This is a genomic window from Pseudogracilibacillus sp. SO30301A (assembly GCF_037072025.1).
In the GTDB taxonomy this organism is placed as follows: Bacteria; Bacillota; Bacilli; order Bacillales; family Amphibacillaceae; genus Pseudogracilibacillus.
On sequence record NZ_JAXHDD010000031.1, the window covers coordinates 22,525 to 49,068 of the forward strand.

Genomic DNA, 26,544 nt, shown 5'->3' on the forward strand with positions numbered 1-26,544 from the left:
TTTCTGAAAGGACAGGAAATGACTTGCAGTTGTTATTTTAATAGGTAATAATTAATAATATATTTTATAAAAATAAGTGATGCACTTAAACGGATAATTTTTGTCGAAAACAGAGGAGAACATGTATGGATTTAATTCGGGGACTCATTAGTTTTATTGTTCATATAGATGAACATCTTGTAGAGATCATTAATATTTTTGGCGGTTGGTCATATGCCGTTTTATTTTTAATCGTCTTTGTGGAAACGGGAGTAGTAATCTTTCCATTTTTACCTGGAGATTCCTTGTTATTTGCAACTGGTGCTTTTGCTGCGCTTGGCTCGTTTCATTTTACTTTATTGCTTGTTGTCTTTTTGGGCGCTGCTGTACTCGGTGATACGGTGAATTATCATATTGGAAAGAAGATTGGAACATCGATTCCGCCCAATAGTTGGCTTGGTAAAATGATTAATCAGGAAAAAATGGAGAAAGCGGAGGCCTTCTTCAATAAACATGGAGGGAAAACGATTGTGCTTGCTCGTTTTATGCCATTTATTCGTACGTTTGTACCATTTGTTGCAGGTGCCAGCCGTATGAATTATCGGTATTTCCTCATTTACAATGTTACCGGGGCTATTATTTGGGTAGGTATTTGTACAACATTAGGCTATTTATTCGGCAATATTCCTATAATTAAGGAGAACTTTTCGAGTGTGATTTTAGTCATTATCTTCATTTCTGTTCTTCCATCCATTTTTGGTTTTATTAGGGCTAAATTCGGAGCGAGGGGGAAGGTTAAATATAACAATTCTAGAAGATAGTTAATTGTTGATTGACAATAATCTTGGAACAGATCTAAGAAAACCTTTTATAATCAGGAACATATGGTTATACAGAAACACTGCATTTTTAACGCATTGGTGGAACGAAAGAAGGGAATACCGTTATATCGACCGTATCCCATTTCTTTATTTGTAGTGTTTGTGAATGCAGATGAAGAAGTAAGCCTTTAGTTAAACAGGAGTAACCCGCAGAAGCAGAAGACATAAAAGAGAAAGATTCCAAGAAAGAAGGGTTGGCACAAGCAACAGAAAACATGGCAGTTACCACTTCTCCGTTGCCAAATACAGCAACTAATCAATTTGACTGGCTTATCACTGGTATCCTGTTTAGGAACAGTCTTTTATATATATTTACAGAAACAAGAAAGAAAAATAAAAAATGAAATTAGGACGAATCCTCTGTGTAGTTTGATAGTAACCGCAACAAAATTTTGAGTTAATTCAGTAACCATCGTGCTGGATGGAGCTCAGTATTGGACTGGATGAGAATTCATGCTACATTGTATCTTGTAAAAAGTAAAGTCATTCCTTTGGATTTTACCTTTCCAAAGGGATGACTTTTTTGCACCTTAAATTGATTAGCTCTTTGAACAGACATCTTATACTTGTGTTCAAATGTAGCACTGAACAGCTTTACGATTATTATCCCCATTCACATTCAAAAAGCTTTAATTCGTCTAGATCCGTAGAACGAATACTTTTTATAAATTTCGCCAAATTATTTATTAAATCATAGATACCCATTTTTTCATTTCGTAAAGAGTCCATTATAAATCTATCTTTAGAATAATTGATATTAAGTTCTCTTTAATAAATTCATTCTTACCGTCATTTTTTAAAGGCAATTTTGACTCAGATAAAAAATAGAGGTAGAGTGGTTACATTACAACATGGATATATTTATGAGATACATACATACATCCTGAACCAACCATTCGTCAATAAAGATAAAAATACCATAGAATAAGAGGAGGACTATGCAATGGAGGGAAACTTATTGATTATTGAAGATGATCCTGAAATCAGTGAGATGATAGCAAATTACCTAGAAAAAGAAGGATACCAATCTACAGTTGTCCATGATGGAGAAGAAGCTCTACGTCAATTCGAGTCAAAACGTTTTGATCTTGTGCTGTTGGATTTAATGCTACCTAAACTAAATGGGCTGGAAGTGTTGCGGCGGATTAGAGCGCAAAGTCAGGTGCCCATTCTGATTTTGTCTGCAAAGGACGGGGAAGCTGATAAAGCACTTGGACTGCGAATCGGAGCGGATGATTATATTGCCAAACCGTTTTCGCCGATTGAATTAGCCGCACGTGTTGAGGCATCGATTCGCAGGGCGACGCAATATTCCAACACTGATCATGAAAATGAGCCGGAATCTCAGGTACTGTCTGTTGGCGAATTAATCATCGATCCCGATAATTTTAAAGTCTTGAAGAGAAACAAAGAGATTAAGCTGACCGCCAAGGAATTTCAGATCCTGAAGCTGTTCGTGCAACATCCGACGCGGGTTTATACAAAGGCGATGCTTTATCGACTTGTATGGAATGAAGAATACTACCATGACGATAATGTCATTAACGTACATATGAGGCGCTTGCGGGAGAAAATTGAGGACGATCCGTCCAATCCCCGTTATATTTGCACGCTATGGGGAATTGGTTATCGGCTGGGGGAACAGTAAATGGAAAGGTTCTGGTGGTTTTGGCTGATTGTTGCTGTGGGATTTATCCTATTGTATTCACGTGAACGGGCATCGAGAAGGACGATTCAAAACGACCTTGCCTATATCAACAAAAAAATGGCGGGATTTACAGACGACAACCAACTCCTAACGCAGGAAAATCTGCTTGTGGTGACCGGTGAACCCGAGTTGCGGGAGCTACTTCGTGCGGTTAATGCATTACTTGACTTCGCGCGTCAGTCGGCCTCGGATTATAAGCAAATGGAACAGTCAATGCGCAGAATGCTGTCGAATGTGTCCCATGATTTAAAAACGCCGCTCACTGTCATTGTGGGCTATGCCGAGGTACTTGACCAGAATTCCGACCTGTCTGAGGCTGAACGCCGCAGGATGCTTGGCCAGGTCTACAAAAAGACGATCCAGGTGCAGGAACTAATCAATGCTTTTTTTGATTTGTCTAAACTCGAATCGGATGATTACGACATTCCGCTCTCCATTGTGGACGTTTGTGAAGTGTGTCGTCAGCGTATATTGGTTTATTTCGATCTTCTTTCTGAGCAAAATATCAAGGTAGATATTCATCTTCCCGAAGAGCCGGTATGGGTGTATGCGAATGAAGAGGCGCTGTCAAGAATTCTTGATAATTTGCTGTCAAATGCCATACGTTATGGTGTAGATGGAGGGTATCTGGGATTGTCGCTTACACCGGGCAAAGAGGAAGTTCGGATTGACGTGATTGACCGAGGACGCGGCATCGCAAAGGCGGATCAAGAAAGAATTTTTGAAAGAATGTACACAATGGATGATTCGAGAAACCGTAGTATACAAGGTAGTGGGCTGGGGCTAGCCATTACAAAGAGGCTCACAGAGCGATTAGGCGGGCGCATTAGCTTGGTTAGCACTCCAAGTGAGCGCACTTGTTTTACTGTAACCCTTCCCAAGTCCGAATTCGGGCTCTATCAAAAAGATGAAACCGACAACTTAAGAAATAAGTAAGATTTTCGTCATTTAAAAGAAAGAATCCTTCGATATTCTAAAAGAGCATCAAAAACATGTCGGGAGTGAAGAAAATGACAAATGTGATCCGAACACGATTGCTTAGTAAAAGTTACGGAACGGAGGAGGTTGTGTCTAGCGTCAATATGATTGTTCAACGCGGCGAAATATACGGATTTCTTGGACCGAACGGTGCAGGGAAATCGACATTAATGAAGATGTTGCTTGGACTGGTGAAGCCCACTGGTGGAGAAATCGAGTTATTCGGAGAACGGTTACTCATCCATTCGACAGAACACTTAAAACGGATTGGACATTTGATTGAAACACCGGTCTTTTATGAGACGTTAACTGCGAAGCAAAATCTAGAGCTTCACGGGGAATACATGGGGTATTACAATACACAGCGTGTTGAGGAAGCATTGGAGCTGGTACAACTATCTAATATTGATAACAAACCTGTAAAACAGTTCTCGCTTGGGATGAGACAGCGGCTTGGTATTGCGCGAGCGATTTCTACCCGGCCTGAATTGCTATTACTGGACGAACCTGTGAATGGTTTAGACCCGGAAGGCATTCAAGTTATGCGAAATTTATTCCGCAGGCTACGTGATGAATGGGGTTTATCGCTTTTAATTTCCAGCCATTTGCTGTCGGAGATTGAACAGGTAGCCGATACGATCGGCGTCATCAATGGTGGACAATTAATTCGTCAGGTGTCTATGGAAGATGTTCGGGCATCCATGACTGATTATGTGGAGATTGTCACTTCGAATATCGCCCTTGCTGCCTTTGTATTAGAAGAGAAATTGGGCGTGAAAAATTTCAAACAAATTAGCGATCGTGCGATACGTGTTTATGATTTGAGAATTTCGCAGGATACGCTATCCAAAGAACTTGTGTTAGGCGATGTGCCGATTGAATCGATCAATCGGCACCATCATTCATTAGAGGAATACTTCTTCGATATGATAAAAGGAGGCAGTGACCATGATGCATCTTATTAGACTAGAACTTAAGAAAGGTGGCTTTACCAGTTACCTTTGGGGCTCCTTACTGGCTTACGCGATTATTGCCTGTTTTATAATGGTTCTTTATTTTACCGGTAATAACTTAGGGGCGGAAGGTTTTCAGAACTATGAGGATGCACTAAATGCTATTAATACATTCGTACTGGCGACGTTTATCATTTACGCTTCGGTACTTTTATCAAAGCTTATTATTAACGAATTTAAGGATAAAACCATCCATCTTTTATTCGCCTATCCAATAAACCGTAAGAAACTTATTCTTGCCAAGTTGTCGATCGTATTCTTCTGGACATTCGTCAATGTCGTTTTAGCCAATCTCCTCATTGACGTCTTGTTTATCACGATTAATCAGATCTTTGGCTATGTGTCGGGTACTTTAACGATTACGTTGCTGGTTCATCATGCCATATATGTGTTGCTACAGGCATTCGGAGCTGCCGGAATGAGCTTGTTGTCACTGGTGTTGGGCTTACGCAAGAAATCAGCAGCGTTCACTGTCGCTACATCCATTTTTATTGTGATGATCGTATGTTCCAGCAACGGTAACTTTAACTTAGCATCTATTATTGCGGTTCCTTTGTCCCTTGCCGTACTGGGTATACTTATTACTTATCTAAGCTTTCGGAATATCGACCGTGTGGATGTGGATTGAACGTGTATCAATTATGTGGGAATACGACAACTTCTATCTGACTATATACAGTTAGAGATAGCAATTTAAACTAGAAGAATACTAGTTAATAATAAAAGAGGGGAAATTTATTAATAGGAGAATTTCGATAATCATGACTTAATCATTGTTTTTATGCTTTTTGAAAGAAGAAATACCACATGCCTTAGACAATAAAAATAATGTGGATGTGGATCAATTAAGGAACGAGATCGACTTGGTAGAGATTTACATGATTTAGTTAATCAAAAACGTTTTTCTCTATCCTTAACGAGTTGATCCGTTAAAGAAAAGTTACGAGAGGAAAATCGAGAATGCTTATATAGATTCGAGCTACATTTGCCATAGAAGGAGCTCCCCTTGGTTTGTATTTGGTTTACCCATCTTAACTTACCAAAAATGGGCTCCTTTTGCTATAAACTTTCACTTGTTGGTGATCAGTGTATTTCACCTGAATCATTGTCTATATTGTATAAAGGCAATCAAGCTATGAATAATCTGGGCTTTTATGATATTCTTGCAAATGTAACAACATTATAGACATTGTGAGGGAGAAAAATGCGAAAAACGACTTAATTGTAGAAGATGAAGATATATTACGGAAAATCATGAAAGATTATTTATTAAATGAAGGATACGAGGTTTTTGAGGTAGTAGACGGAAATGAAGCTTTAGCAATATTTGAAAAACATGAAATCCATTCTGCCTGAATCAGATGGATGGTCTGTTTGCAGGCGGATTCGAAAGACGGCGGATGTTCCCATTATTATGCTGACCGCACGTGTTGAGGAAGATGATACATTATTAGGCTTTGAACTTGGGGCAGATGACTATGTGACGAAACCATATAGTCCAGCTATATTATTGGCGCGAGCCAAACGGCTATTGCAAAGCCGTAGTAAAATTAGCGCTGTGGAAGAACAACAGGTAAAATCTGCGAATGGAATTTCCATTAATATGGCTGCCAGATCGGTGATGGTCGATGGTCAAAGCATCAATCTTACACATACTGAATTTGAAATCCTCTCCTACCTTATGCAAAACGAAGGGATTGTGATTACTAGGGAACAATTAATTACCAAGGTTTGGGGCTATGAATATGCCGGTGATGACCGAACCATTAATACGCATATACGGAATATCCGAACTAAGCTTGGTGATAAGGCAGATGCGATCAAAACAATTGTACGCCTAGGCTATAAATTTGAGAGGACTGTATGAGAAGTAAAATTGTTTTTAAACTATTTACTTTGACAACCTTGCTTTGCGTGTTTATCTTAACGACAGTTTTTATCGGTCAAACGATTTTTTTCAAACAATATTATGCCAATCAAAAAATCAATGATATTCAGGCGGCCATGGATCGTTATGCAGACGATTATCTACAAAATAAGGAAGACAAATATGCCCAACAAAAACTGGAACAGGATTTTTATCGAGAACATAATACATGGATTACGGCATTGGATCAAAATGGGAATTTGAAAAACGTGGATGATTTTTACGTTGAAATCCAGTTGGAGCGAACGAAGGACGAAGCATTTGCCGATAAAACAATTCGTATTCCGCTCTACTATTTGCTGAATTTTGAGGATGCTTTATCAGATGATCCTCCTCTTGAACCAGATGTACCCATTGGTATATACGGAATTAAGAGAGGTTCGACTGTCGTCCCTTATGTCATCGGCCATTTAGGAAGATTTGTGCCTAATCCGCAAGGAACGATCGGAGCCTTGGATCCATATGAGCTGGAACAGGAACAAGAAAATGTAGCCTACTGGGAAAATAAGCAGTTGAAAAAAGCAGCAGGAGAATATCTCAGCAAGTGGATCGGACAAAACTCTTCAGGCCAGTTACAGGAAACAGATCGCTCCAAAGAATCTAGTCCACAATCGTCAGCCGAATTAAGGGAAGAGTCTAAAGTGGAGCAAGCTGAACCAGTAGAACCGGCAAGTTCACCGCAAGATATTGTTCAGTTGATTGGAACGGTTACAGCTGTACACCTTCCAAATCGGAGTGAAGGATCGAATGCTATCTTCACAAACACTCTATTTATGGATAAAATCAAAGATTTTCAAGCCTCTCTTCTGTTGAAACCAAATCCAACAATGGACCAATCCATTCAAGTGGAGGACGATGAGCAAAATAATATTCAGTACAAAATATTAATCAAGCCCTTGTCAATCGATGGTCACAGATCCTATCTAATTGCGATGACATCACTACAGCCAGTGGATGAGGCGGTGCAAATGGTAAAGGAGTATTATGTTTATTTAATTGTTTTCGTGATGCTTCTTGTTTTATTAGCATCCTTTTATTATTCAAAAAAAATCGCTAGTCCACTGCTGAAAATGAATCAAACAACGAAAAAAATGGCTAACTTGGACTTCTCTGAAAGTGTCACTGTGAAATCAAGGGATGAATTGGGGACATTATCGGAAAACATCAATACTCTTTCGGACACATTACACAAACATATTAAGCAGCTACAGCAGGATATTGAAAAAGAAAAGCAGCTAGAGAACACAAGAAGAGAATTTATTTCAGGTGTCTCGCATGAGCTTAAAACACCGTTAAGTATTATGAAAAGCACGATTTCCATTTTACAAGATGATGTGGCCAAGCATAAAAGGGGGTACTACTTTCAGGCACTGGAGAAGGAAGTGGACAAGATGGATCGGCTCATTGCCGATATGCTTGAATTGGCCAAATATGAATCAGGCACTTATCAAATGCAAATGGAATCCTTCTATATCGATGAAATGATCGAACGGGTTTGTGCCTCTCTTACCTTAGAGGCCTCCAAGAAGCAGGTGACGATCAGGCTAGCACTACAGCCGTTTGAAGTGATCGCAAATGAACATCGGATTGAGCAGGTGATCACGAATTTCTTAACGAATGCAATCCGTCATACACCAGAAGCAGGTGTCGTGACTATTTCGATAAAGGATGAAGATAATCAAGTGAAAATTTGTGTAGAAAACACAGGCGAACCAATTATTATAGAACGATTGGAAAAAATTTGGGATCGATTTTACCGCGGAGACACTTCTCGAGAGCGCTCAAAAGGTGAAACAGGTTTGGGACTAGCCATTTCCAGAAATATTCTTGAACTCCATGGAAGTAAATATGGAGTAGAAAATACAGAAACAGGTGTATTGTTTTATTTTCATTTAAGAAAAAACGAGTAACAGTTTGATCGGAGTAAAAGCTATCAGGTCATGGGACAGAGCCATGCTTGATAGCTTTTTTATGTACGTTGATAGGTGGGCGCCTTGTGCTTTTCTTAAAAGATAAGAAAGCATAAAAATTGGCTAATGTTTGGATCTAGCTCCAGCACCTAGCCCCTCTTGGTCAAAAACTCGCGCCAATAAAAGTCAAGACCGGACTTTTATTGTCTCAGAACATTTGCTTGTCGGAGGTCCAACAGGATGTAGATCAGAACGGCATTGCGACAGGATGTCGCGCTTTTAGCCGTTCTTCCTATTTTAAAGGTGCTTGCGCTTTTCTTATTTCTTTAGCCAAAATCCATCTCATCTTCATTTTATCTATATCTCGCATGTTTAATATAGTTATAGAAATAAAAGAGGAGAGTGGAAAGAGATGCAAAACCAGTTTATTAAGGAGAAAAGAAGGGTAAGAATCTTTTTTAAAATAGGTCTATTGTTTTTTTTAGTAGTTTCTTTTGTTTTGGCAATAGATTACTTCATAAAAGCGGCATCCTCCATTGACAAGATAGAGGATAAGAAAATAATGGTCGAAACGTTTGAAGAAACCAGTCTTTCACCACGAAAAAGCGAAGAAAAAGTAAAAGAAGAAGCTGATAAGCAAACGGAAGAGGAGATAGAAAGGGGGAAAGAAAAGTCAAAGGATAAGAAAAACGAGAAAATGGTCTACTTAACTTTCGATGATGGTCCAAGTGAATGGACCGGAGATTTTCTTGATGTTTTAAAGGAACATGGGATTCATGCAACTTTTTTCATGCAAGGAACCCATTTAAAGCAACCATCCTTTCAATCCGATGTGAAACGATCCATTGAGGAAGGCCATTATGTTGGCGCCCATAGTATGACACATGATTCTGACGAATTATACAAAAACAAGCAGTTTGTTCCAGAAATGCAGGAAACATTAGCGTTAATTTACGAGATTACAGGAAAGAACCCTCATTTAGTGCGTCCACCTTATGGATCTATTCCCGGGTTGCAAGACGAACTTATTCACGATCAGGTCATTGAAGCAGGATTGAAAGTTTGGGATTGGACAATTGACTCCCAAGATTGGAAATATCCCAATGACCCAAAAAAAATCATGGAAAATATAAAATCGACTACAACAGAGGATGTTGAAGTTGTCCTTATGCACGAAAAGGAACAAACCTTGAAGTTATTACCACAAATTATTGCTTTTTTCAAAGAGCAGGGCTATGAGTTTGAGGTCTACAGTGACCAACATCATTTTCCCAATAACTTTTTATCAGATTCTCGTTTATAAAAATGGATTTACCTAGAAAGGAAATTTATATGAAAATATGGAAAGTACTCATCTTGATTATAATCTTGCTTATAGCTTTTGCGGCGACTCATTTATTTGAATTTGAGAAAAATGAAAAAATCGTTGGAACGGAAAATAATAAAACGGGAAAAGCCGAAAAAAAATTGGCTTTGGAAGGAAGAAGAATTGTACTTGATCCCGGGCATGGTGGCAATGATATTGGAGCCAGCGGCCAAAATGGTACGCTTGAGAAGCAAGTTACATTAGAGACAGTGAATAAAATTAAGGCTGCACTAGAGAAAGCCGGCGCAGAGGTTCAAATGACACGTGATGATGATGAATATGTCGAACTTGAAGAGCGGGTAGAGTTGGCAGCTGAAAATCAAGCAGATTTATTTGTAAGTATCCATTATGACGCATTTGTGACAAACGATGTAGAAGGGATGACATCCTATTATTATCATAAACGTGACCAAAAACTAGCAGAATGCATTCATCAGCATATACTTATGGAGGATATTCACGCCCGTAATCGCGGCGTCTCTTATGGAGATTATTATGTATTAAAAGAAAACAAAGTACCAGCGGTGTTGCTTGAACTGGGATATATTTCTAATCCCGAGGACGAAGCCCGAATCAATTCAGCCGCTTTTCAAGAGGAAGTCGCTACAGGAATTGTAGATGGAATTAAGACCTTTTTTGAAGGATAAGATACAAAGCCACGTCTTGGATTACGGACAATCTTAATCTATCGTGCCCGTTCGAAGGCTGATGGCCGAAACGGGTAACGAATCACCCGTAATCGCCCCGGTTCAAAGCACTTTCTCCAATTTTATCGAATGCTAAAAAAAGCATAGACGATTCGACTTTTCGTTCTCCACATTTATCCAAACGAATGAAAAAAGACCGATTCCGCTCGGTCTTTCATCCATTTACTCCATTTTAATGGAAATCTACATCAATTCTTTGTCTATTATCATTTTCCAGCTTAGGCATCTTGATTTCAAGGACACCATTCCTATAAGTGGCGGTAACTCCCTCATGTGAAACGGGGCTTGGGAGTGAGATGGAACGATGGAATCGGCCAACATAACGTTCTTTTCGGTGCATATGTTCTTCATTTATTTCATTCGTTCGCTGGATAGTACCACTAACCTGTAACATGTTATTTTCAATAGTGATGTTCACATCTTCCTTTTTCTCAAGGCCTGGGATATCACAGGTTGCGACAACTTCATTCGGTGTTTCATGAACATCGACTCGAATGCTCCCTAGATTATGCTCGTTTTCAAATGAAACTGGAAAATCCGTAAAAAAGCGATCAAAATCTCTTCTCATATTGTCTAAGTGTCTGAATGGTTCATAAGGTATTAATGCCATATTGCTTTCCTCCCAATGTTTGATATCAGGGTTATTATCTCTAATGAATGAGAAAATATTCCTTTTCATCCCAGAAGAATTTTCGCAGGTTCGTGTATCAAGGAAAAATTTATGAAACAATCATTGAGATGTTTAAAGGAATACCTTCTGTGTCATTATGTAGCCCATATACCTTGAATTCTCCTAACTCGGGATGATATGGTGATTTTTCAACAAAGAGAGCTAGAATTATTTCCCAAGCAATAAGGGCATATATAAAATCGGCTTTTTTCTATATTTGCTCGTTTTAGGTACAGCAATGCCGATCGCTGTTGTCCGTGATTTTGAGTGAACCATCAGACCACATTCTTATATTTTCTCTATTATACCACTTAATACTAGGACCTGATATAAAAAAATTTCACTGGTCAAAGTTTATTTTTTCGCTATTATGATAGTAAAGGATAGAAAGAGATACGATCGGAGAAGGAGAAAGTGAAATGGATATAAAGAAGCTAAATGAAAATGAAAAGCCACCAATGGAATTACTTTTATTAGCAGACCCTTCAAGGAAACTTGTTGAAGAATATATCAAAAGAGGCCAATGTTTTGTCGCTTGTATAGATGGTCTTGTGATCGGGGTGTATGTTTTACTGCCGACCAGGCCTGAGACAATAGAGCTTGTCAATCTTGCCGTTGATGAGGCGCATCAAGGAAAAGGGATTGGCAAGCAGTTGATTAATCATGCCATTCATCATGCAAGGGAGCAAGGGTTTAAAACGATTGAAGTTGGAACCGGAAATTCAGGTGTAGCTCAACTTGCCCTTTATCAAAAATGTGGATTTAGAATGACTGGTATTGATAGAGACTTTTTCATTCGGCATTATTCTGAGGCCATTTTCGAGAATGGGATACAAGTGATCGACATGGTTCGTCTATCGCAAGATTTGTAGGATCGCTTTTTTAATCAGAATATATAGGTGGTTTCCGGTTAGACGATATCGCTGAGGCTGCAATTTTGGCGGGTTTCCCTCACTATAGCCTTAAAAACCATGGCGATAGAATGTGTATTAGGAACTTCAGGCCAGCACCATAGAATAACTGCACATCGAAACAGAATAGCAAAAAGACGGGGAAGAAAAAAGGCAAATATGGCTTCTGCTCATTTTCAATATCACCTTAATAAGGATTCATTTATTTAAGTCCGATAACTTGGAAGTTATTTGGACTTTTTTCTATTTGTTTGCGGCCAATCAGCCTCTTTTTTCATTCTAAAGATACAGGAACTTATGATGGTTGGAATAGACGGCATGCTTAAATTTTTTCTCCCTACACTTTTCAGGAAAATTTACTACCTTACTATTCTGAAGGTAGTGATATATTAAAATGGTAAGTTTTACAGTAGTAACATAAAATATGTTTCCTGTAATAAAATATGGTATAATGGAACTAGAAATTCATACACTAAAAAAACGTTCCATGCGGCTAACATGGAACGGATACAATAGACCAACCCCAACAAGAGGGGGAGGCACGTTAAGGAATAATCCCTCACACGCGGGCTAATGCACACGAGGGATTATTTGTTTTCTTTACTGGACATCATTAAAACGATCAAAGTCCCAAAAGCAATCATGAGACCTAATGTTTCAGAAACGCCCACCGGCATCACCTCCCTTCACGATCATATCGAGAAGGAAAAAGAGTGCGCCATAACCCCTCATGTGAAGCCAGTCCATTGGTTATTTTTAATTATATCATAAACGAACGTATATTCCTATATTATAGTATGATAAAATTATCTTTATCATTAACCGAAAACATTAATGCAGGGCGCTTTCCGCATATTATTTACTATTTTCGCTACACCTCCTAACCTAATTCTAATCTCCGTGTCCCCTGACTTTTTGAAAGCCGAAACAAAAAGAAAAACCCCCAGAAAAGAGGATAACTTATGAATGTTTTTTAATCTTTAAGGTACTAACACGTCAAGTTAGGGCAGAAGTTCTCAAGTCGGAGCTGGAGTTGCTCAAGTTTAGGCGAAAATTGTTCAAGTTAGTCAAGGTCATTTATTGTATATTCATCGGCTAATTGCAAAAGAGTCATGAAGTAAAACTCATACACATATGAAAGTTTATGTAATTAGTATTCAATAGGATTCATTTAGATCAAATAACTTATAGGCATGAAATGGAGTGGCTTGTGGTGGAGAAATTTAGAAGGCGGCAAAAGGTAATAACTATTAGTCTACTAGTTATTTATCTATTTTCATTAACTTGGATTATTTTGTTTAAAATGACTTTATCTTTTAATGAATTGCCTCACTTAAGAAATATTAATTTAGTCCCTTTTTCTGATTCGGTGATTATTAATAATCAAATTGATATTGAGGAGATTATCCAAAACATCATTATTTTTTTCCCATTTGGAATTTATTTGAACATGTTGAAGCCAAATTGGACCTTTATAAAAAAAGTTGTTCCAATAGCTAGTGTAAGTTTGTTGTTTGAAGTACTTCAATTCATATTTGCGATTGGTGCAACCGATATTACAGATTTCATAGGCAATACAGTAGGTGGAATTGTCGGCATTGGAGTTTACTTTATGCTCTGCAAATTATTTAAAGAGAAAATGAAAATAAATAAAGTCCTAAACATTTTAGCTTCAATTGGAACAGTTTGTGCTTTAGGATTAGTAGGATTATTAATTTTAATGAATTAAAATTAATACAAGAAGGTAGTTGCTAGACTATTTCCCAATTAGTTCAGGTCACTAAATTGAACATAGATCAAAAAATAATTAGAAATAAATCGTAATATACTGAGATGAGAAAAAGCATGATAACCTGATTGATGATCATGATTCTGTCAAGTGGATGATTATGTGGAAATCCATTCATAAAACGTGTTATAAATGTGTTATAAATGTCCAAAGTTATTGACATATTTACCAATATTGTTATAATAAAAATGTCCAATATTTTTGACATAGGTGATACGGTTGAAAAATAAAATTAAAGCAATAAGGAAGAAGCTGGGGTTAACACAAGAGCAACTCGCCAAGGAGTGTGGAGTTGTTAGACAAACGATAAATTGTATAGAGAATGATAAATATGACCCCACACTGGAGCTGGCTTTCAAATTATCAAAAACGTTAAAAGTAAAGGTAGATGATTTGTTTATTTATGAGTAAATTTCATTCAGATTATATGATAACAATGAAAGATATTGTAAGGGAAGGAAATGAAATCCTACATCAACCAACACAAAAAGTAATGATGCCTCCTTCTGAGGAAGATAAGGAAACATTAACTTGTATGTTGAATTTCTTGAAAAATAGTCAAGACCCCGATCTATCAAATAAATATAAATTACGTGCAGGAGTTGGCTTATCAGCGAATCAGATTGGTTTGAATAAGCGTATGTTCGTAGCTTATTTAACAGATGAGAGGGGTAAACAGCATGAATATACCCTTATTAATCCTAAAATAATTAGCCATTCAGTTTCTATGATATACTTACCGCCAAGTGAAGGTTGCCTTTCTGTTGATCGGGATATAAAAGGGTTTGTCCCAAGATATGAGAGGATTAAAGTGAAAGGGTTTAATAGTGAGGGAGAAGAAATTGTAGTAAAACTTAAAGGCTATCCCTCTATTGTTATTCAACATGAAATAGATCACCTAAATGGAATTATGTTTTATGAGCGTATTAATAAAGAAAGTCCTTTTAAACTACCAGAAAACTGCAAAAGTTTGTATTAAATTTACAAATCAGCTGGCTTTAAAGTATGTAAGTAATAGCCACTGTTTTAACAATTCGCTAAATACACGCTTGATTTTTCAAATCAGGCGTTTTCTAATGCAGTGCTTGAAATTATGAAACTCTCGAATTTTGTCGAAAAATTCCCGTTGACAAATTCATTTCTTCTTAGTAATCTTTTGTTAAGGTAATTTCCTCTTATTTCCTATCTCTATTATTTTTCATTTAAGAAAAATAACACATTTTTCCACTTTAGATGCCAAAATTTTTATTAGCCTCTTATTTTTTTAAGAATCTATCACTAATTATGTTTTTTAAAAACACAAATTAAATTACTAAAGGAGGAATTTTTGTGAGTCATGAAATGGTTGGATTAAATAAAGAGGGAGAAGAAATAGCCTATGTTCGTTTTACAATGGCGGATTTGAATGCTCATTTACTTTATGACATACTTGATGCAAACGAGCATAACGGTGGTGTTAGTGGAAAAGGAGCATCCGAGTCATATTCCTTGTCACAAGTCGAATCTGCATATAATTCCTATAATGATCTGAACATTGATTTAAAATCTAGCAATGGACAAAATGAATTTTTAACATGGCAACAAAAAGAAATTTCTAAATTTTTTAATAACTGCATAAATACAGCGCAAAAAGAGAAAATTGTAACAATATGTTTCTGTTAGATTGATCGTTTTCAGACATTTACTTGGTAAGTTTAAAGCATGCGCTTCAATTATAAGTTTCGTCCCCTTCACATTCCTACTTTTTATATAAAAACATGAAACTTCCAAATGTAAAAATTTAATAAAAATTTCTTCTTCCCAAATACTATTCATTTCAGTTATGATAATAGAGAAAAATAATTAATTGATGTAGTGGGGGAGGAACCTGCTGTGAATAAAAATATATTAGGAGAAACATTTGAAGTAAATATCCACCGTTTGGACGAGAAAGGATTTGGACAAGCTGTTGTTTGGCGAAAAAATGAAGAAGGAAATGAGCGAAAATTAAAACTTACTATACCATATACACTTCCTGGAGAAAAGGTCCAAGTTACCGTTGAACAACCACATAAGCGTCGTTGGAAAAGTAATGCAGAGGCCATTTTAGAACAACATTCTGATAGAGTAATTGCAAAGTGCCCTCATTTTGAAAAGTGTGGTGGATGTGTATGGCAACATTGGAGCTATGAAGGACAGCTTCAGGAAAAAACAAATTATGTGAAGAATGTTCTGCGGTTGCAGAAAATCAGCCCGGAAGTAGTTAAAGATACAATCGGAATGGAAGAACCATGGTATTACCGCAATAAAATGGAATTTACTTTTTCACCAGATGGTTCACTCGGTCTACATGAACAGGGAAATTACCGAAATATCATCCCACTTGAAACTTGTTTTATTATGGATCAAGAAATGAAAGAGACAGTTCTTTTAGTAGCGAAATGGGTAAAAGAAAATAAATTATCCGGTTATAATAAGGAAGAACGTGAAGGACTTCTTCGTCATTTGATGGTTCGGAAATCTTTCCATACAGGCGAAATAATGTTAGCAATTTTTGCAACGGAATCCCCAGATGAGATAGTAGGAATTGATGAATTAGTAACCCGGATCGAGCACAAATTTTCTCAAGTTAAAAGTTTATTATGGCTTGAAAATAGAAATTGGGCAGACCGAACGCAGGCAGAGCAAACACATATTTTACTTGGAAGAGATTATATTCATGATGAATTAGTGGGGTATCGATATCGACTTTGGTTTGATACATTTTTTCAAACAAATCCACTCCAAGCAAAAAAACTTGTCGAACTTGCTTTAGAGATGGCACAGCCGAAACAAACGGAAAAAATGATTGACTTATTTTGTGGAGTTGGAACCTTTTCATTGCCATTTGCGAGCCGAGTAAAAGAGCTGGCGGGAATTGAAATTGTGGAAACTTCTATTCAATCTGCTAACCGAAACGCGAAGGATAATGGAATTACAAACACGTACTTTTTAGCAAAAGATGCGCGTCACGGAATAGATGAAGTATTAACTCATTTTGGAAAACCTGATTTGTTACTCATTGATCCACCTCGCTCAGGAGCTGGTGGAAAAGTGATGCGAAGAATCGGTCGATCCAAACCTAACCGAATTATCTATGTATCGTGTAACCCTGCTTCTTTTGCAACAGATATCAAAGAATTGGAACCGTTTGGCTATACGTTAAAAACAGTTCAACCTGTTGACTTGTTTCCACATACTCATCATGTTGAGGTGGTAGCATTGATGTCTAGGGTGGAGAAGTAGGAGCTGTTCAAACGCTGATAAATAAAGGATTTCCAAGGTTGGAGGATTTTCTACCAGACAACTGGCAGTGCCTTTTAACCTTGAAAATCCTTATTTTTATTTGGTGAGGAAACAGGTCGACTGTAAAAAAGTGCGTGGGGTTGAGTTGACAGATTAGATAATTTCGTGGGGTTGTGGAGATAGGATAGATGTATAATACAGTTTTCTGGCACATTACCTTACCAAACTCCCATTGACTTCCTTATAGGACTTAATATCACAAGCCTTATTCCTAATCGCTGTTTTCACAAATCCACTAGCAACAGAGGTGGCTTGATAATGTAGAAGGCAGAGAACAAAAACACAATTGAGGAGTATTAATTAATAACTTTACATAGTTGATAAAAAGTTGATATTTAGGTAATATCATATGGTTAGTCCCCAAAAAGGAAGTTTTCTAAAAAGGGGAATTCAAAAACACAATATATAGTAACTATTTCACTGTTTCAATACCATATATAGTATAAAAATAAATGAATGACCTTTTTGGGAGTGAACCATCATATGAAATAATATTATATGAAGAGAGTGGTGATTATGACTGAGAAAATATTAATAGTGGATGACGAACAAGATATTGTAACACTATTGAAGGACTATTTTGAACTTAATGGATATCAGGTCCTCACTGCTATGAATGGTGCAGAAGCACTGCAAAAGGTAGCACAGAACCCTGACATTATTCTACTTGATATTAATATGCCAGATATAGATGGTATCGAAGTTTGTTCAAAAATCAGAGAGCATGTTTCTTGCCCGATTCTTTTCCTGACGGCTAAGATTGAAGAAAAAGATAAAATCAACGGTTTTAGAGTAGGTGGAGATGATTATATTGTTAAGCCCTTTAGTATTAATGAGCTTGGTGCGAGGGTTGCTGCACATTTAAGAAGGGAACATAGAAATATAAGCAAAACTACCGCTATATTTTCTAAAGACTTAGTCATTGATTATAGACAGCGTTGTGTATATTACAATAATCATCCCATACAGCTTGCTAAAAAGGAATTCGATATAGTGGAGCTTTTATCAATGAATCCGGGACAGGTTTTCGACAAAGAAAGAATCTATGAAAAAATTTGGGGTTATGACAGTGACGGAGATAGCAGCGTAGTTACGGAACATATTAGAAGAATACGATCAAAGCTTGCTTCCTGCTCATCAGAAACTTATATTGAAACCGTCTGGGGGGTGGGATATAAATGGGTAAAATAAAAGATATGCCACTAAAGAGAGCCTTTGTTACTTTGACTTTTATATCTTTACTTGTAGCGATACTGTTAAGCATTTTATCATTCTGGGGTATTGATTTGATAAGAAGCAATATAATGGACAAATACTACTCACCTAAAAATAACACAGTTTTAAATCCTAATATCGTTTTTGTTGATCCGTCTATCTTTAGCCAAACTGACCAGACGCTCTTAAAAGTTGTAGATTATTTAAAGTTAGCGTTTCCTCTATTATTCTCCATATTATCCATTATTGCAGCATCCTATATTTTTTATAATATAAAATTAAAAAAGCCTCTTGCTCTTTTAAAGACTGGTGCGAAAAAAATATCCGATAATAACCTTGACTTTACTATTGACCTTAAAAGCAAAGATGAAATGGGTGATTTGTGTTCTTCCTTTGAAACAATGAGAAAAGAACTTTTAAATAACAATGTCAAAATGTGGAGGTTGATGGAAGAAAGAAAACGCCTCAATGCAGCTTTTGCTCACGATTTGCGGACACCCATTACCGTATTGAAAGGCTATACTGATGTCCTAGAAAGCTATGTACCAATGGGAAAAATCAGTCAAGAAAAAATGATTTCAACAATTTCTTTAATGTCTGATAATGTGGTTCGGCTTGAAAAATATGTAGATAGTATGAACAGCATTCAAAAGTTGGAAGATACGGATATTAACCCTGCAGAGGTTAAAACTTCCGATTTTTATTCAAAAACTTGAAAGCATCACCCAAATTCTCTCGGAAAAACAAGGCAAGTTATTTACCATAGATAACCATATAATCCCCCCTACTCTACTTATGGATGAAGAAATTATACTTAGGGTTATTGAAAATATAGTTTCGAACGCATTTCGGTACGCTAAAAAACATGTATATATCAAGTGTAGTGTAGCACAGAACTTATTTGTCTTTGAGGTAACCGATGATGGAAAAGGGTTTGACCGCGAAGATTTAAAATTGGCAACAGAGCCTTTTTATAAGGATAAAAGCGCTTCAAACAGCAATCATTTAGGCTTGGGACTCAATATATCAAAGATTCTATGTCAAAAGCATGATGGTAGCCTTATTCTGTCAAATGAAATAAACGGTGGAGCTAAAGTTACTGCAACTTTTTCTTTAATAGTTGATAAAAAGTAGATATTTATTATTTATACTCTCCTTAGATTACAAAACTAAGGAGAGTGTTTTTTTATGTCTTTAAGAACGGAAGGACTTACGAAAATATATGGGAAAGGTCAGAATGAAGTAATTGCGCTAAATAATGCAACGATAGCTATCAATAAAGGGGAATTTGTATCTATCATTGGGCCATCAGGAAGCGGTAAGAGCACTCTTTTGCATCTATTAAGCGGTATAGACCACTCAACAAAAGGAAAGGTCTTTATAGACGAAAAAGACTTGTATGCTCTAAATGAAAAAGAATTATCAGCTTTTAGACGCAGAAGCTTTGGCTTTATATTTCAGCAGTTTAACCTAGTTCCCATCCTAACGGCTGAGGAAAATATCAGCATGCCAGTTTTGTTAGATAGAAAACAACCTGACAATGAATACCTAACGGAGCTATCAGAACTACTGGGAATAAAAGATAGGCTTACCCACTTACCCCACGAACTATCAGGCGGTCAGCAACAGCGGGTAGCTATAGCAAGAGCCTTAATTGCAAAACCAGATATTATATTCGCTGATGAACCTACTGGTAATCTTGACAGTAAAAGTGGTAGCGAGGTTATGAAACTTTTAATAAGCACCTCTAAACAACTTGGAAAGACATTAATTGTTATCACCCATGACGAGAAAATTGCTCGTCTTGCTGATAGACAATTTTCCATTACGGATGGTTATATTCAGGAGGTGAAATGAAATGCGATCTTATCTCTCTTTAGTATTTAAGGAAATAAGAAAACAAAAACTTACTACTTTTTTAATTGTTGTTGCCATCATTATGTCTACAGCTATGACAACAGTAATCGGCCAATCTATTGGGATTATGAAAAACCTGATGCTTGAACAGGCCCGTTCTTTAAATGGGGATAGATATGTAACTTTTCATGAATTGGATGAACAGCAGATTGAGCACTTGAAAAATATAGATGGAATCTCACAAGTTGGTGTAGTTAAGACCCCGGGTGTCATGAATATTAAAGATACCGGCATATCCATGATTGTCAGAGAGCATGACACAGTATCTATAAAGAATTATCCCAATCTATCTAAGGTAAAAAGAGGTAGGTTTCCAGAAACCCCTGGCGAAATAGCTATCGATGAAAATACCCTGAAACTGATGGGCATTAATCCTGATATTGGTGATAAAATACCCCTTGATTTAAGCGCAAGCTTGCTAAAAGGAACAGAACCACCCTTTAACTTCAGCTCGGAATATACATTGTCAGGCATATTGGAAAGTGATTATCTGGGGTATGTCAGCGGCATAGTAACTGCCATTGCAGGTCCAGGAACTGTAAATAATCTGTTGCCTGCCAAATATAATTTTGCTTCGGTAGATTTCAGAGTGGATAACTTAAGAGATTTTCAGAGTAAAATCAATAGTATGGCCACGGATTTGGGTGTAAAGGAGCATCAGATACAGTATAACTGGATCTATCTAAATGCGTTAGGAGTAGATTATGGAGGCACTGATTCGGAAGCAGACGGTGCTACTGGGATAGCAGTTATTGCAGTATTTATCGGCATTCTTGTATTGCTCGCAGCAGGTCTTGTTATCTACAATATATTAAAGATTTCTATAGTAAAGAAAATCAAGGAATACGGAATATTAAAAGCAATAGGTGCTGAGCCAAATCAATTATATAAAATTGTGATTGCACAAATTCTATTGTTATGTGCTATTGCTATACCTATAGGGGCAGCAGTAGGTGTTCTATCGGCAAATACTATAACATCAGCAGCAACTTCTATGATCAATCCTGAAGTATTTTTAGCAAATAGTTCTGAGCATCTTTCAGGGTTAATCCATGAAAATGCAAAAGGTTATTTTGTTCCCTTGCTCCTAGGCGCAGGCATTTCTTTAGTATTTTCGCTTTTGGCAGCACTCCCTTCGGCAGTTTATGCAGCTAAAGTGTCTCCTAAGATTGCATTGTCTGGAGTACCTCAGGCAATAAAAAGAAAAATAAGTAAAAGCAGAAAGATAACAAGTATTGAACGCCACTTAGCATGGCTTAATCTGAAAAGGAACAGGGGCAGGACAATTATCACCATTTTATCCTTGTTTATGAGTATTACGGTATTTGTAGCCCTGAACTCCTTCTCAAGTAATCTTGATATTTCAAATGCTATCAAAGAATTTAAAATGGGTGACTTCTCTATATCTAATGAGACTGTAGGAATTAAAAAAGAAGCGATACAAGAATTGCTTCAAAATAACAATGTAGAGCGTGTGTCCTTTGTGAAGTATTCTATGTATACACAAAAGCAGATTGAACAAGGAGAAGTCACAACAGATATTTCCTATGGCAATCCTAGTGAAACTCTAAAAATCATAGGAATTGATGAGCAGTATTTAAAAGAACTTTATCCTGATATTACAGCAAACCAACTAGCTGACTTTAAAAGTGGCAAGCTTGCTATCATTAAAAATCCCATGTCTATATCATCCGAACTTAAAAGTACTATCTTGAATCAAGGAGATATACTGAGGATTAATGATAGGGAGCTAAAAGTACAAGCTATTACAGGCAAATCAGTATCGATACAGGGAACGGGCTGGGTAAACGGCGTAGACGTTATTGTATATGATAGCATCTATGATGAGCTGACAGGAAAGAATGCTTTAAAACAGATTAACGTTTATGCAAAGGACAAATCAAATCTTGAAGATTTGCAGTCTACTGTAGAACAAGTATCGATAGATAACCCAGGGTCACGCTGGTTATCTTATAGCGAAACAGATAGGCAGATGCAGGAAAGCTTCTCCCAAACTAAAATTCTCGCATGGGGCTTTATACTGTTTGTAACTTTAATTGGTGCCCTCAATATCATCAATACCACCTATACCAATATTCATACAAGGATTAATGAAATTGGAATGCAACGAGCCATCGGTATGGATAATAAAAGTCTGTATAAAGTGTTTTTATGGGAAGGGGCATACTACGGAATTCTCGCAGCTATTTTCGGCTCTATGGCAGGTTATATAATATCCCTATTTATGAGCAGTGCTGCAACAGGACAAATGGGGTTATCAAGTGTACCTATTATACCGATTTTGGCAGGAAGCACTTTCTCTGTTGCGGTATGCTTGGTAGCAACAGTGATACCACTTAGAAAGATTAGGGCAATGAGCATTGTAGAAAGTATAGATATTATATCGTAGCCATAATTATTGATATCAAACTAAAGATAGGCATGGTGTATGTTATAATTTACCATAGGATAAAGTTTACAATAAAGAACTTTCATTAATATAGTATTTTCAATGATAAGGAGGGAGTATCTTGGCAGGTAATCGTTCTTTCAAAGAATACGTGGCTGATAGATTCTATAATGAGATGTTTGCTACCATACAAAGTTACATCTCAGATAACTACGACGATTTAGACTTACGGTTATACAGGGTTCGAGACATTGGCGGTATAGAATTATCAGATATAGAAGTAAAGTTTGTGTCAGTTAATGACTTACCGGACATGAAAATAGAATTTGATATTGCTGTTGAAGCTGAATTTGAAGTCCGGGAATCAGATTATCACTATGATGAATCAGAAAATTGCCGGCAATGGTTTATGCTGGAATGCTCAGGAGATTTAGATTGCAATTTGGATGATTTTGTAATCTCCAGTATAACTGAGTATACCAGCAAAAATAGGCAGCCAAAACCTATGTCAGACTCCCTTGTCCCTATCATTCATAAGGAACAACTAGAATCTGTTGCTACAGACTTCCTTAGAAGACATTGCCCTGAAGCATTAAAAACCCCGATGGCAGTTGAGCCACAGGTCTTGGCAGATAAAATGGGTCTTACAGTAGAAATGCGAGAGATTACAAAGGATTTCTCTGTTTTTGGGCAGATATACTTTCACGACTGTGATGCAGAATTTTATGATGAAGACAGCGATGAAATGGTACAAACCCGTGTGAATGCCCGTACAATAATTGTGGACCCAAAAGCTTACTTTCTTCGTAACTTGGGATCAGTCAATAATACTATTGTGCACGAGTGTGTTCATTGGGATCAACATAGAAAAGCATTTGAAGGGGTAAATATGAACATATTTCAGAGTTTAGATCCGTGTTATAACTTATTTGTTTTTGAAGATATCCTCATGGAGCCAGATGAGGATTGAATGATTATGGGTAAGGGGTGAAGTTTTGTTCTTATCAAAATTTAAATTAAAAGACAGTGAACCGTGTCCGTGCGGTAGCAATAAAAGATTTCAAGAATGCTGTAAGGGAAAAGAGCCACGAATAATTAAACCTTCTAAAAAACCAGTAGAAGTTCAGATAATGGAAAACATGAGATCTTCGATGAAGAAGTGTTGTATGCATCCGAATAAAGAAAAATGCAAAGGACCAATAAAAGGGGCCCATGCGTTACAGAATAACAAGATCATTTCTTTATTAGCAGGGTCGGAACGTCATGTATATATGTTAAACACAAAAAAGCAACCTCTTCTTATTCCTTTAGATAATGGTGAAGTAGTCCCTATGATGGAATTGAGTAAAGAAAGCGCTAATGATGCAACTACAGAAACTTGTTTCTGTGATTATCATGATAATATAGCATTTGCGATTATAGAAAAAGGTGCCTCTGATTTTGATGAAACAAGTGAAACAATGAAATTTGTTTATGCATATAAAGCTTTTATTTTTGAATATTATAAGCAGAGAATTGCATTTGATATATTTCAAAATAACTTTAAAGAAAATCCAATGGTTTTTCAATCTCCAGAAATGATAGGTATGTACAGAATGTTGCAGCTTAAGATGAAGGAATTCGAACCTGTAAAACAACATTTTGATTCACAAATACTTGGGAATACATTTGAAGGAGTTTCAACTTGTGCAATTAGGATTCCAGAACAAATAAAGTTTGCAGGCTACGCGTATATTGCTCCTGACTACGATATAAATGGTAAAAGAATAAAACATACAATAAAAGGAATTATGCATAGAATCGCAATTACAGTTTTTCCAGAGACGGCCCAGTCGTGGTTACTATTAAGTTGTCTTGAATCTGAAAAGCATATTTATGAAAAAATGTTTTATCAGCTTGAAACAGCTTCTGTAGATAAACTTAAATTTTATATAAATATGGTTTTACCGCTATATTCTGAGAATATGGTACTTAGTCCATTGTTGTGGAATGCCTGGAATGAAGAAATACAGATGGCTTATACATATTATGAATCTTCATGGACCAGAAGCGATGAGTATGGGAATGGGTATCGGATTTGGATTAAAGAATGCTGCAAGAGACAAAACTGGTAAAGCATATGGACAAGCACCAAAAATCAATTTATTTTTATGATTTAGTCGTTATGTTTCCGCCTACCGATAGTGTAAATATTTACCCTACTATGAAAGAGACTCGACTATATTGTGCACAGATTGTCGGATGGATAAACGCACCCTTTGATAATATTGATGATGAAAGGAGGTTGTTCAATGGATTCTTTAAGAAATATGAATAATGCATTGGCATATATTGAAGAGCACTTAACAGAGGAAATTGATTATAGTGAAGTATCTAAAATTGCTTGCTGTTCAGAGTATCATTTCAAGCGGATGTTCTCTTTTTTAGCAGGCGTAAGTTTGTCAGAATATATTCGGAGAAGAAGACTGACGCTGGCTGCACTTGATTTGAAAGATAGGGATTTGAGAATAATTGATGTAGCCGTCAAATATGGCTATAATTCAGCTGATTCATTTTCCCGTGCTTTTCATTCGCTGCATGGCATTCTCCCTTCTGAAGCAAGGAGTGAGAATACACAATTAAAAGCTTATCCTCGAATGACCTTTCAATTATCAATTAAAGGAGGATGCGAAATGAACTATCGTATTGTTGAAAAAGAGTCATTTAAGTTAGTAGGATTTAAGAAGAAAGTTCCAGTTATTTTTGAAGGTATCAATCCAGAGATTGCAAAAATGACCGAACTTTTAACACCCGAGGTTATTAAACAATTAAAAGCAATTTCAGATGTAGAACCAAGAGGTATCATTAGTGCTTCCACTAATTTTTCAGAAGGTAGAATGGAAGAAAAGGGAGAATTAGATCATTACATTGGAGTAGCAACATCAAGTAATGAAACTGCAGATTTTGATGTATTAAAAATTGATGCTAGTACCTGGGCTGTATTTGAATCGATTGGACCATTCCCGGAAACACTTCAAAATGTATGGGGTAGGATATACTCAGAGTGGTTTCCATCTTCAGGATACGAGGCGGTTGAAGGTCCCGAAATTTTATGGAATGAGAGTCCAGACACCGGAAATCCGAAATATAGCAGCGAAATTTGGATTCCAGTAAAGAAAAAAGGCCATTAAATAAATCAATGTTTATAAGGGAGAGGGCACTCTTAAATAGAGTGCTCTTTTCGTAAATGGAGTGGTTGCTTGAGTCGATCTGTTCCCGTCTACCGATAGTGCCAAAAACGCAGTGGATATGTTTCCAAGAACGGACATACTCAAATGACATTCATTCTGTCCTCTCGAGCCACGTGGAGGCTATAGCGTTGCTATGTCGACAAACTAGAAATCCTTAGTTTCACAACGTTTTACAAGCATGCACACTTTATACCAAATGGTGAAAATGGGCGCAAAAAAGTGATGAAAAACCATATTGAGGTTTCGGTAGGAATTGAACTGGTGTGTGGGAACACAACAGAATAATAAATTTTAACTTAATAAATACTATAATTTTTAGACGTTCAATTAAAATGGGCGTCTTTTATGCCTAAAATGAAAGAGTAGAGGTGGAATATGGCCGCACTAACATTAGGTAGTTTATTTGATGGAATTGGTGTATTTCCTTTGGCGGCTTCTCGTTGGGGCATTACACCAATATGGGCAAGTGAAATTGAGAAAGCACCTGTATCTATTACAAAACGCCATTTCCTTTACATGCTTCATCTTGGAGACATTACAAAAATAGATGGTGGAAAAATACCACCTGTTCATATCATTACTTTTGGTTCACCTTGTCAGAACTTATTA

General features: G+C 36.9%; 27 protein-coding genes. 25 read left to right on the forward strand and 2 right to left on the reverse strand.

From position 1 onward, the window contains the following. Window positions 1–125: 125 nt before the first annotated feature. The 10 genes from SPD89_RS14580 (at window position 126) to SPD89_RS14620 (ending at window position 10,409) form a co-directional block, all read left to right on the forward strand. On the forward strand, window positions 126–800 hold the full coding sequence (locus SPD89_RS14580; RefSeq protein WP_336262682.1) for a DedA family protein: 675 nt from the start codon (window positions 126–128) through the stop codon (window positions 798–800). 1,003 nt (window positions 801–1,803) lie between these two features. Continuing rightward, the gene (locus tag SPD89_RS14585) at window positions 1,804–2,508 is read left to right on the forward strand and encodes a response regulator transcription factor (RefSeq protein WP_336262683.1); all 705 of its coding nucleotides are present in this window, start codon (window positions 1,804–1,806) and stop codon (window positions 2,506–2,508) included. Further along, on the forward strand, window positions 2,509–3,504 hold the full coding sequence (locus tag SPD89_RS14590; RefSeq protein ID WP_336262684.1) for a sensor histidine kinase: 996 nt from the start codon (window positions 2,509–2,511) through the stop codon (window positions 3,502–3,504). It abuts the gene before it with no gap. A gap of 74 nt (window positions 3,505–3,578) precedes the next feature. Beyond that, the gene (locus tag SPD89_RS14595) at window positions 3,579–4,511 is read left to right on the forward strand and encodes an ABC transporter ATP-binding protein (RefSeq protein WP_336262685.1); all 933 of its coding nucleotides are present in this window, start codon (window positions 3,579–3,581) and stop codon (window positions 4,509–4,511) included. Then, a complete protein-coding gene (locus tag SPD89_RS14600) occupies window positions 4,495–5,187 on the forward strand; it encodes an ABC transporter permease (RefSeq protein ID WP_336262686.1) in 693 nt (230 codons plus the stop codon). Before SPD89_RS14595 ends, SPD89_RS14600 begins: the two co-directional genes overlap by 17 nt. Window positions 5,188–5,750: 563 nt before the next feature. Beyond that, window positions 5,751–5,915: a hypothetical protein gene (locus tag SPD89_RS23115; protein ID WP_442961169.1), complete on the forward strand. Its 165-nt coding sequence runs from the start codon at window positions 5,751–5,753 to the stop codon at window positions 5,913–5,915. Then, a complete protein-coding gene (locus SPD89_RS14605; protein WP_442961170.1) occupies window positions 5,896–6,426 on the forward strand; it encodes a response regulator transcription factor in 531 nt (176 codons plus the stop codon). The genes SPD89_RS23115 and SPD89_RS14605 overlap by 20 nt, the downstream gene beginning before the upstream one ends. Next, window positions 6,423–8,396, forward strand: a complete 1,974-nt coding sequence (locus tag SPD89_RS14610; RefSeq protein ID WP_336262687.1) for a HAMP domain-containing sensor histidine kinase — start codon at window positions 6,423–6,425, stop codon at window positions 8,394–8,396. Before SPD89_RS14605 ends, SPD89_RS14610 begins: the two co-directional genes overlap by 4 nt. A gap of 562 nt (window positions 8,397–8,958) precedes the next feature. Further along, on the forward strand, window positions 8,959–9,699 hold the full coding sequence (locus tag SPD89_RS14615; RefSeq protein ID WP_442961172.1) for a polysaccharide deacetylase family protein: 741 nt from the start codon (window positions 8,959–8,961) through the stop codon (window positions 9,697–9,699). Window positions 9,700–9,728: 29 nt separating this feature from the next. Next, window positions 9,729–10,409 carry an N-acetylmuramoyl-L-alanine amidase family protein gene (locus SPD89_RS14620; RefSeq protein WP_336262689.1) on the forward strand — a complete coding sequence of 227 codons (681 nt, stop codon included), beginning with the start codon at window positions 9,729–9,731 and terminating at the stop codon, window positions 10,407–10,409. A 232-nt stretch (window positions 10,410–10,641) separates the two neighbouring features. Here SPD89_RS14620 and SPD89_RS14625 read toward each other — a convergent pair whose 3' ends face one another. Then, window positions 10,642–11,079, reverse strand: a complete 438-nt coding sequence (locus SPD89_RS14625; RefSeq protein WP_336262690.1) for an Hsp20/alpha crystallin family protein — start codon at window positions 11,077–11,079, stop codon at window positions 10,642–10,644. Between the two features lie 479 nt (window positions 11,080–11,558). Here SPD89_RS14625 and SPD89_RS14630 point away from each other — a divergent pair, with 479 nt between their 5' ends. Next, entirely contained in the window at window positions 11,559–12,011 is a 453-nt protein-coding gene (locus tag SPD89_RS14630; RefSeq protein ID WP_336262691.1) for a GNAT family N-acetyltransferase, read from the forward strand. Window positions 12,012–12,637: 626 nt separating this feature from the next. Here the strand turns inward: SPD89_RS14630 and SPD89_RS23120 are convergent. After that, complete coding sequence (locus SPD89_RS23120) at window positions 12,638–12,727, reverse strand: putative holin-like toxin (protein ID WP_442961171.1); 90 nt, start codon at window positions 12,725–12,727, stop codon at window positions 12,638–12,640. Between the two features lie 536 nt (window positions 12,728–13,263). Between SPD89_RS23120 and SPD89_RS14635 the strand changes: the two genes are divergently transcribed. The 14 genes from SPD89_RS14635 to SPD89_RS14700 form a co-directional block, all read left to right on the forward strand. Beyond that, window positions 13,264–13,779 carry a VanZ family protein gene (locus tag SPD89_RS14635; protein ID WP_336262692.1) on the forward strand — a complete coding sequence of 172 codons (516 nt, stop codon included), beginning with the start codon at window positions 13,264–13,266 and terminating at the stop codon, window positions 13,777–13,779. 279 nt (window positions 13,780–14,058) lie between these two features. Next, the gene (locus SPD89_RS14640; RefSeq protein ID WP_336262693.1) at window positions 14,059–14,250 is read left to right on the forward strand and encodes a helix-turn-helix transcriptional regulator; all 192 of its coding nucleotides are present in this window, start codon (window positions 14,059–14,061) and stop codon (window positions 14,248–14,250) included. Further along, window positions 14,243–14,818: a peptide deformylase gene (def, locus tag SPD89_RS14645; RefSeq protein ID WP_336262694.1), complete on the forward strand. Its 576-nt coding sequence runs from the start codon at window positions 14,243–14,245 to the stop codon at window positions 14,816–14,818. The genes SPD89_RS14640 and def overlap by 8 nt, the downstream gene beginning before the upstream one ends. Before the next feature lie 350 nt (window positions 14,819–15,168). After that, complete coding sequence (locus tag SPD89_RS14650; RefSeq protein ID WP_336262695.1) at window positions 15,169–15,501, forward strand: hypothetical protein; 333 nt, start codon at window positions 15,169–15,171, stop codon at window positions 15,499–15,501. Between the two features lie 210 nt (window positions 15,502–15,711). Further along, window positions 15,712–17,103 (forward strand): 23S rRNA (uracil(1939)-C(5))-methyltransferase RlmD, encoded by a 1,392-nt coding sequence (gene rlmD / locus SPD89_RS14655; RefSeq protein WP_336262696.1) that lies wholly within the window; start codon window positions 15,712–15,714, stop codon window positions 17,101–17,103. A 576-nt stretch (window positions 17,104–17,679) separates the two neighbouring features. Next, the gene (locus SPD89_RS14660) at window positions 17,680–18,354 is read left to right on the forward strand and encodes a response regulator transcription factor (protein WP_336262697.1); all 675 of its coding nucleotides are present in this window, start codon (window positions 17,680–17,682) and stop codon (window positions 18,352–18,354) included. Beyond that, complete coding sequence (locus SPD89_RS14665) at window positions 18,342–19,094, forward strand: HAMP domain-containing protein (protein WP_336262698.1); 753 nt, start codon at window positions 18,342–18,344, stop codon at window positions 19,092–19,094. The genes SPD89_RS14660 and SPD89_RS14665 overlap by 13 nt, the downstream gene beginning before the upstream one ends. Window positions 19,095–19,173: 79 nt before the next feature. Then, window positions 19,174–19,512, forward strand: a complete 339-nt coding sequence (locus SPD89_RS14670; protein WP_336262699.1) for an ATP-binding protein — start codon at window positions 19,174–19,176, stop codon at window positions 19,510–19,512. A gap of 54 nt (window positions 19,513–19,566) precedes the next feature. After that, on the forward strand, window positions 19,567–20,235 hold the full coding sequence (locus SPD89_RS14675) for an ABC transporter ATP-binding protein (RefSeq protein ID WP_336262700.1): 669 nt from the start codon (window positions 19,567–19,569) through the stop codon (window positions 20,233–20,235). A gap of 1 nt (window position 20,236) precedes the next feature. After that, entirely contained in the window at window positions 20,237–22,705 is a 2,469-nt protein-coding gene (locus SPD89_RS14680; protein ID WP_336262701.1) for an FtsX-like permease family protein, read from the forward strand. A gap of 121 nt (window positions 22,706–22,826) precedes the next feature. Next, window positions 22,827–23,675, forward strand: coding sequence for a hypothetical protein (locus tag SPD89_RS14685; RefSeq protein WP_336262702.1), 849 nt, complete (start codon window positions 22,827–22,829; stop codon window positions 23,673–23,675). Window positions 23,676–23,700: 25 nt separating this feature from the next. Beyond that, window positions 23,701–24,819: an SEC-C domain-containing protein gene (locus SPD89_RS14690; protein ID WP_336262703.1), complete on the forward strand. Its 1,119-nt coding sequence runs from the start codon at window positions 23,701–23,703 to the stop codon at window positions 24,817–24,819. A 177-nt stretch (window positions 24,820–24,996) separates the two neighbouring features. Further along, complete coding sequence (locus SPD89_RS14695; protein WP_336262704.1) at window positions 24,997–25,875, forward strand: AraC family transcriptional regulator; 879 nt, start codon at window positions 24,997–24,999, stop codon at window positions 25,873–25,875. A 435-nt stretch (window positions 25,876–26,310) separates the two neighbouring features. Next, window positions 26,311–26,544 (forward strand): DNA cytosine methyltransferase (locus SPD89_RS14700; protein ID WP_336262705.1); only part of this gene is annotated, 234 nt, incomplete at its 3' end.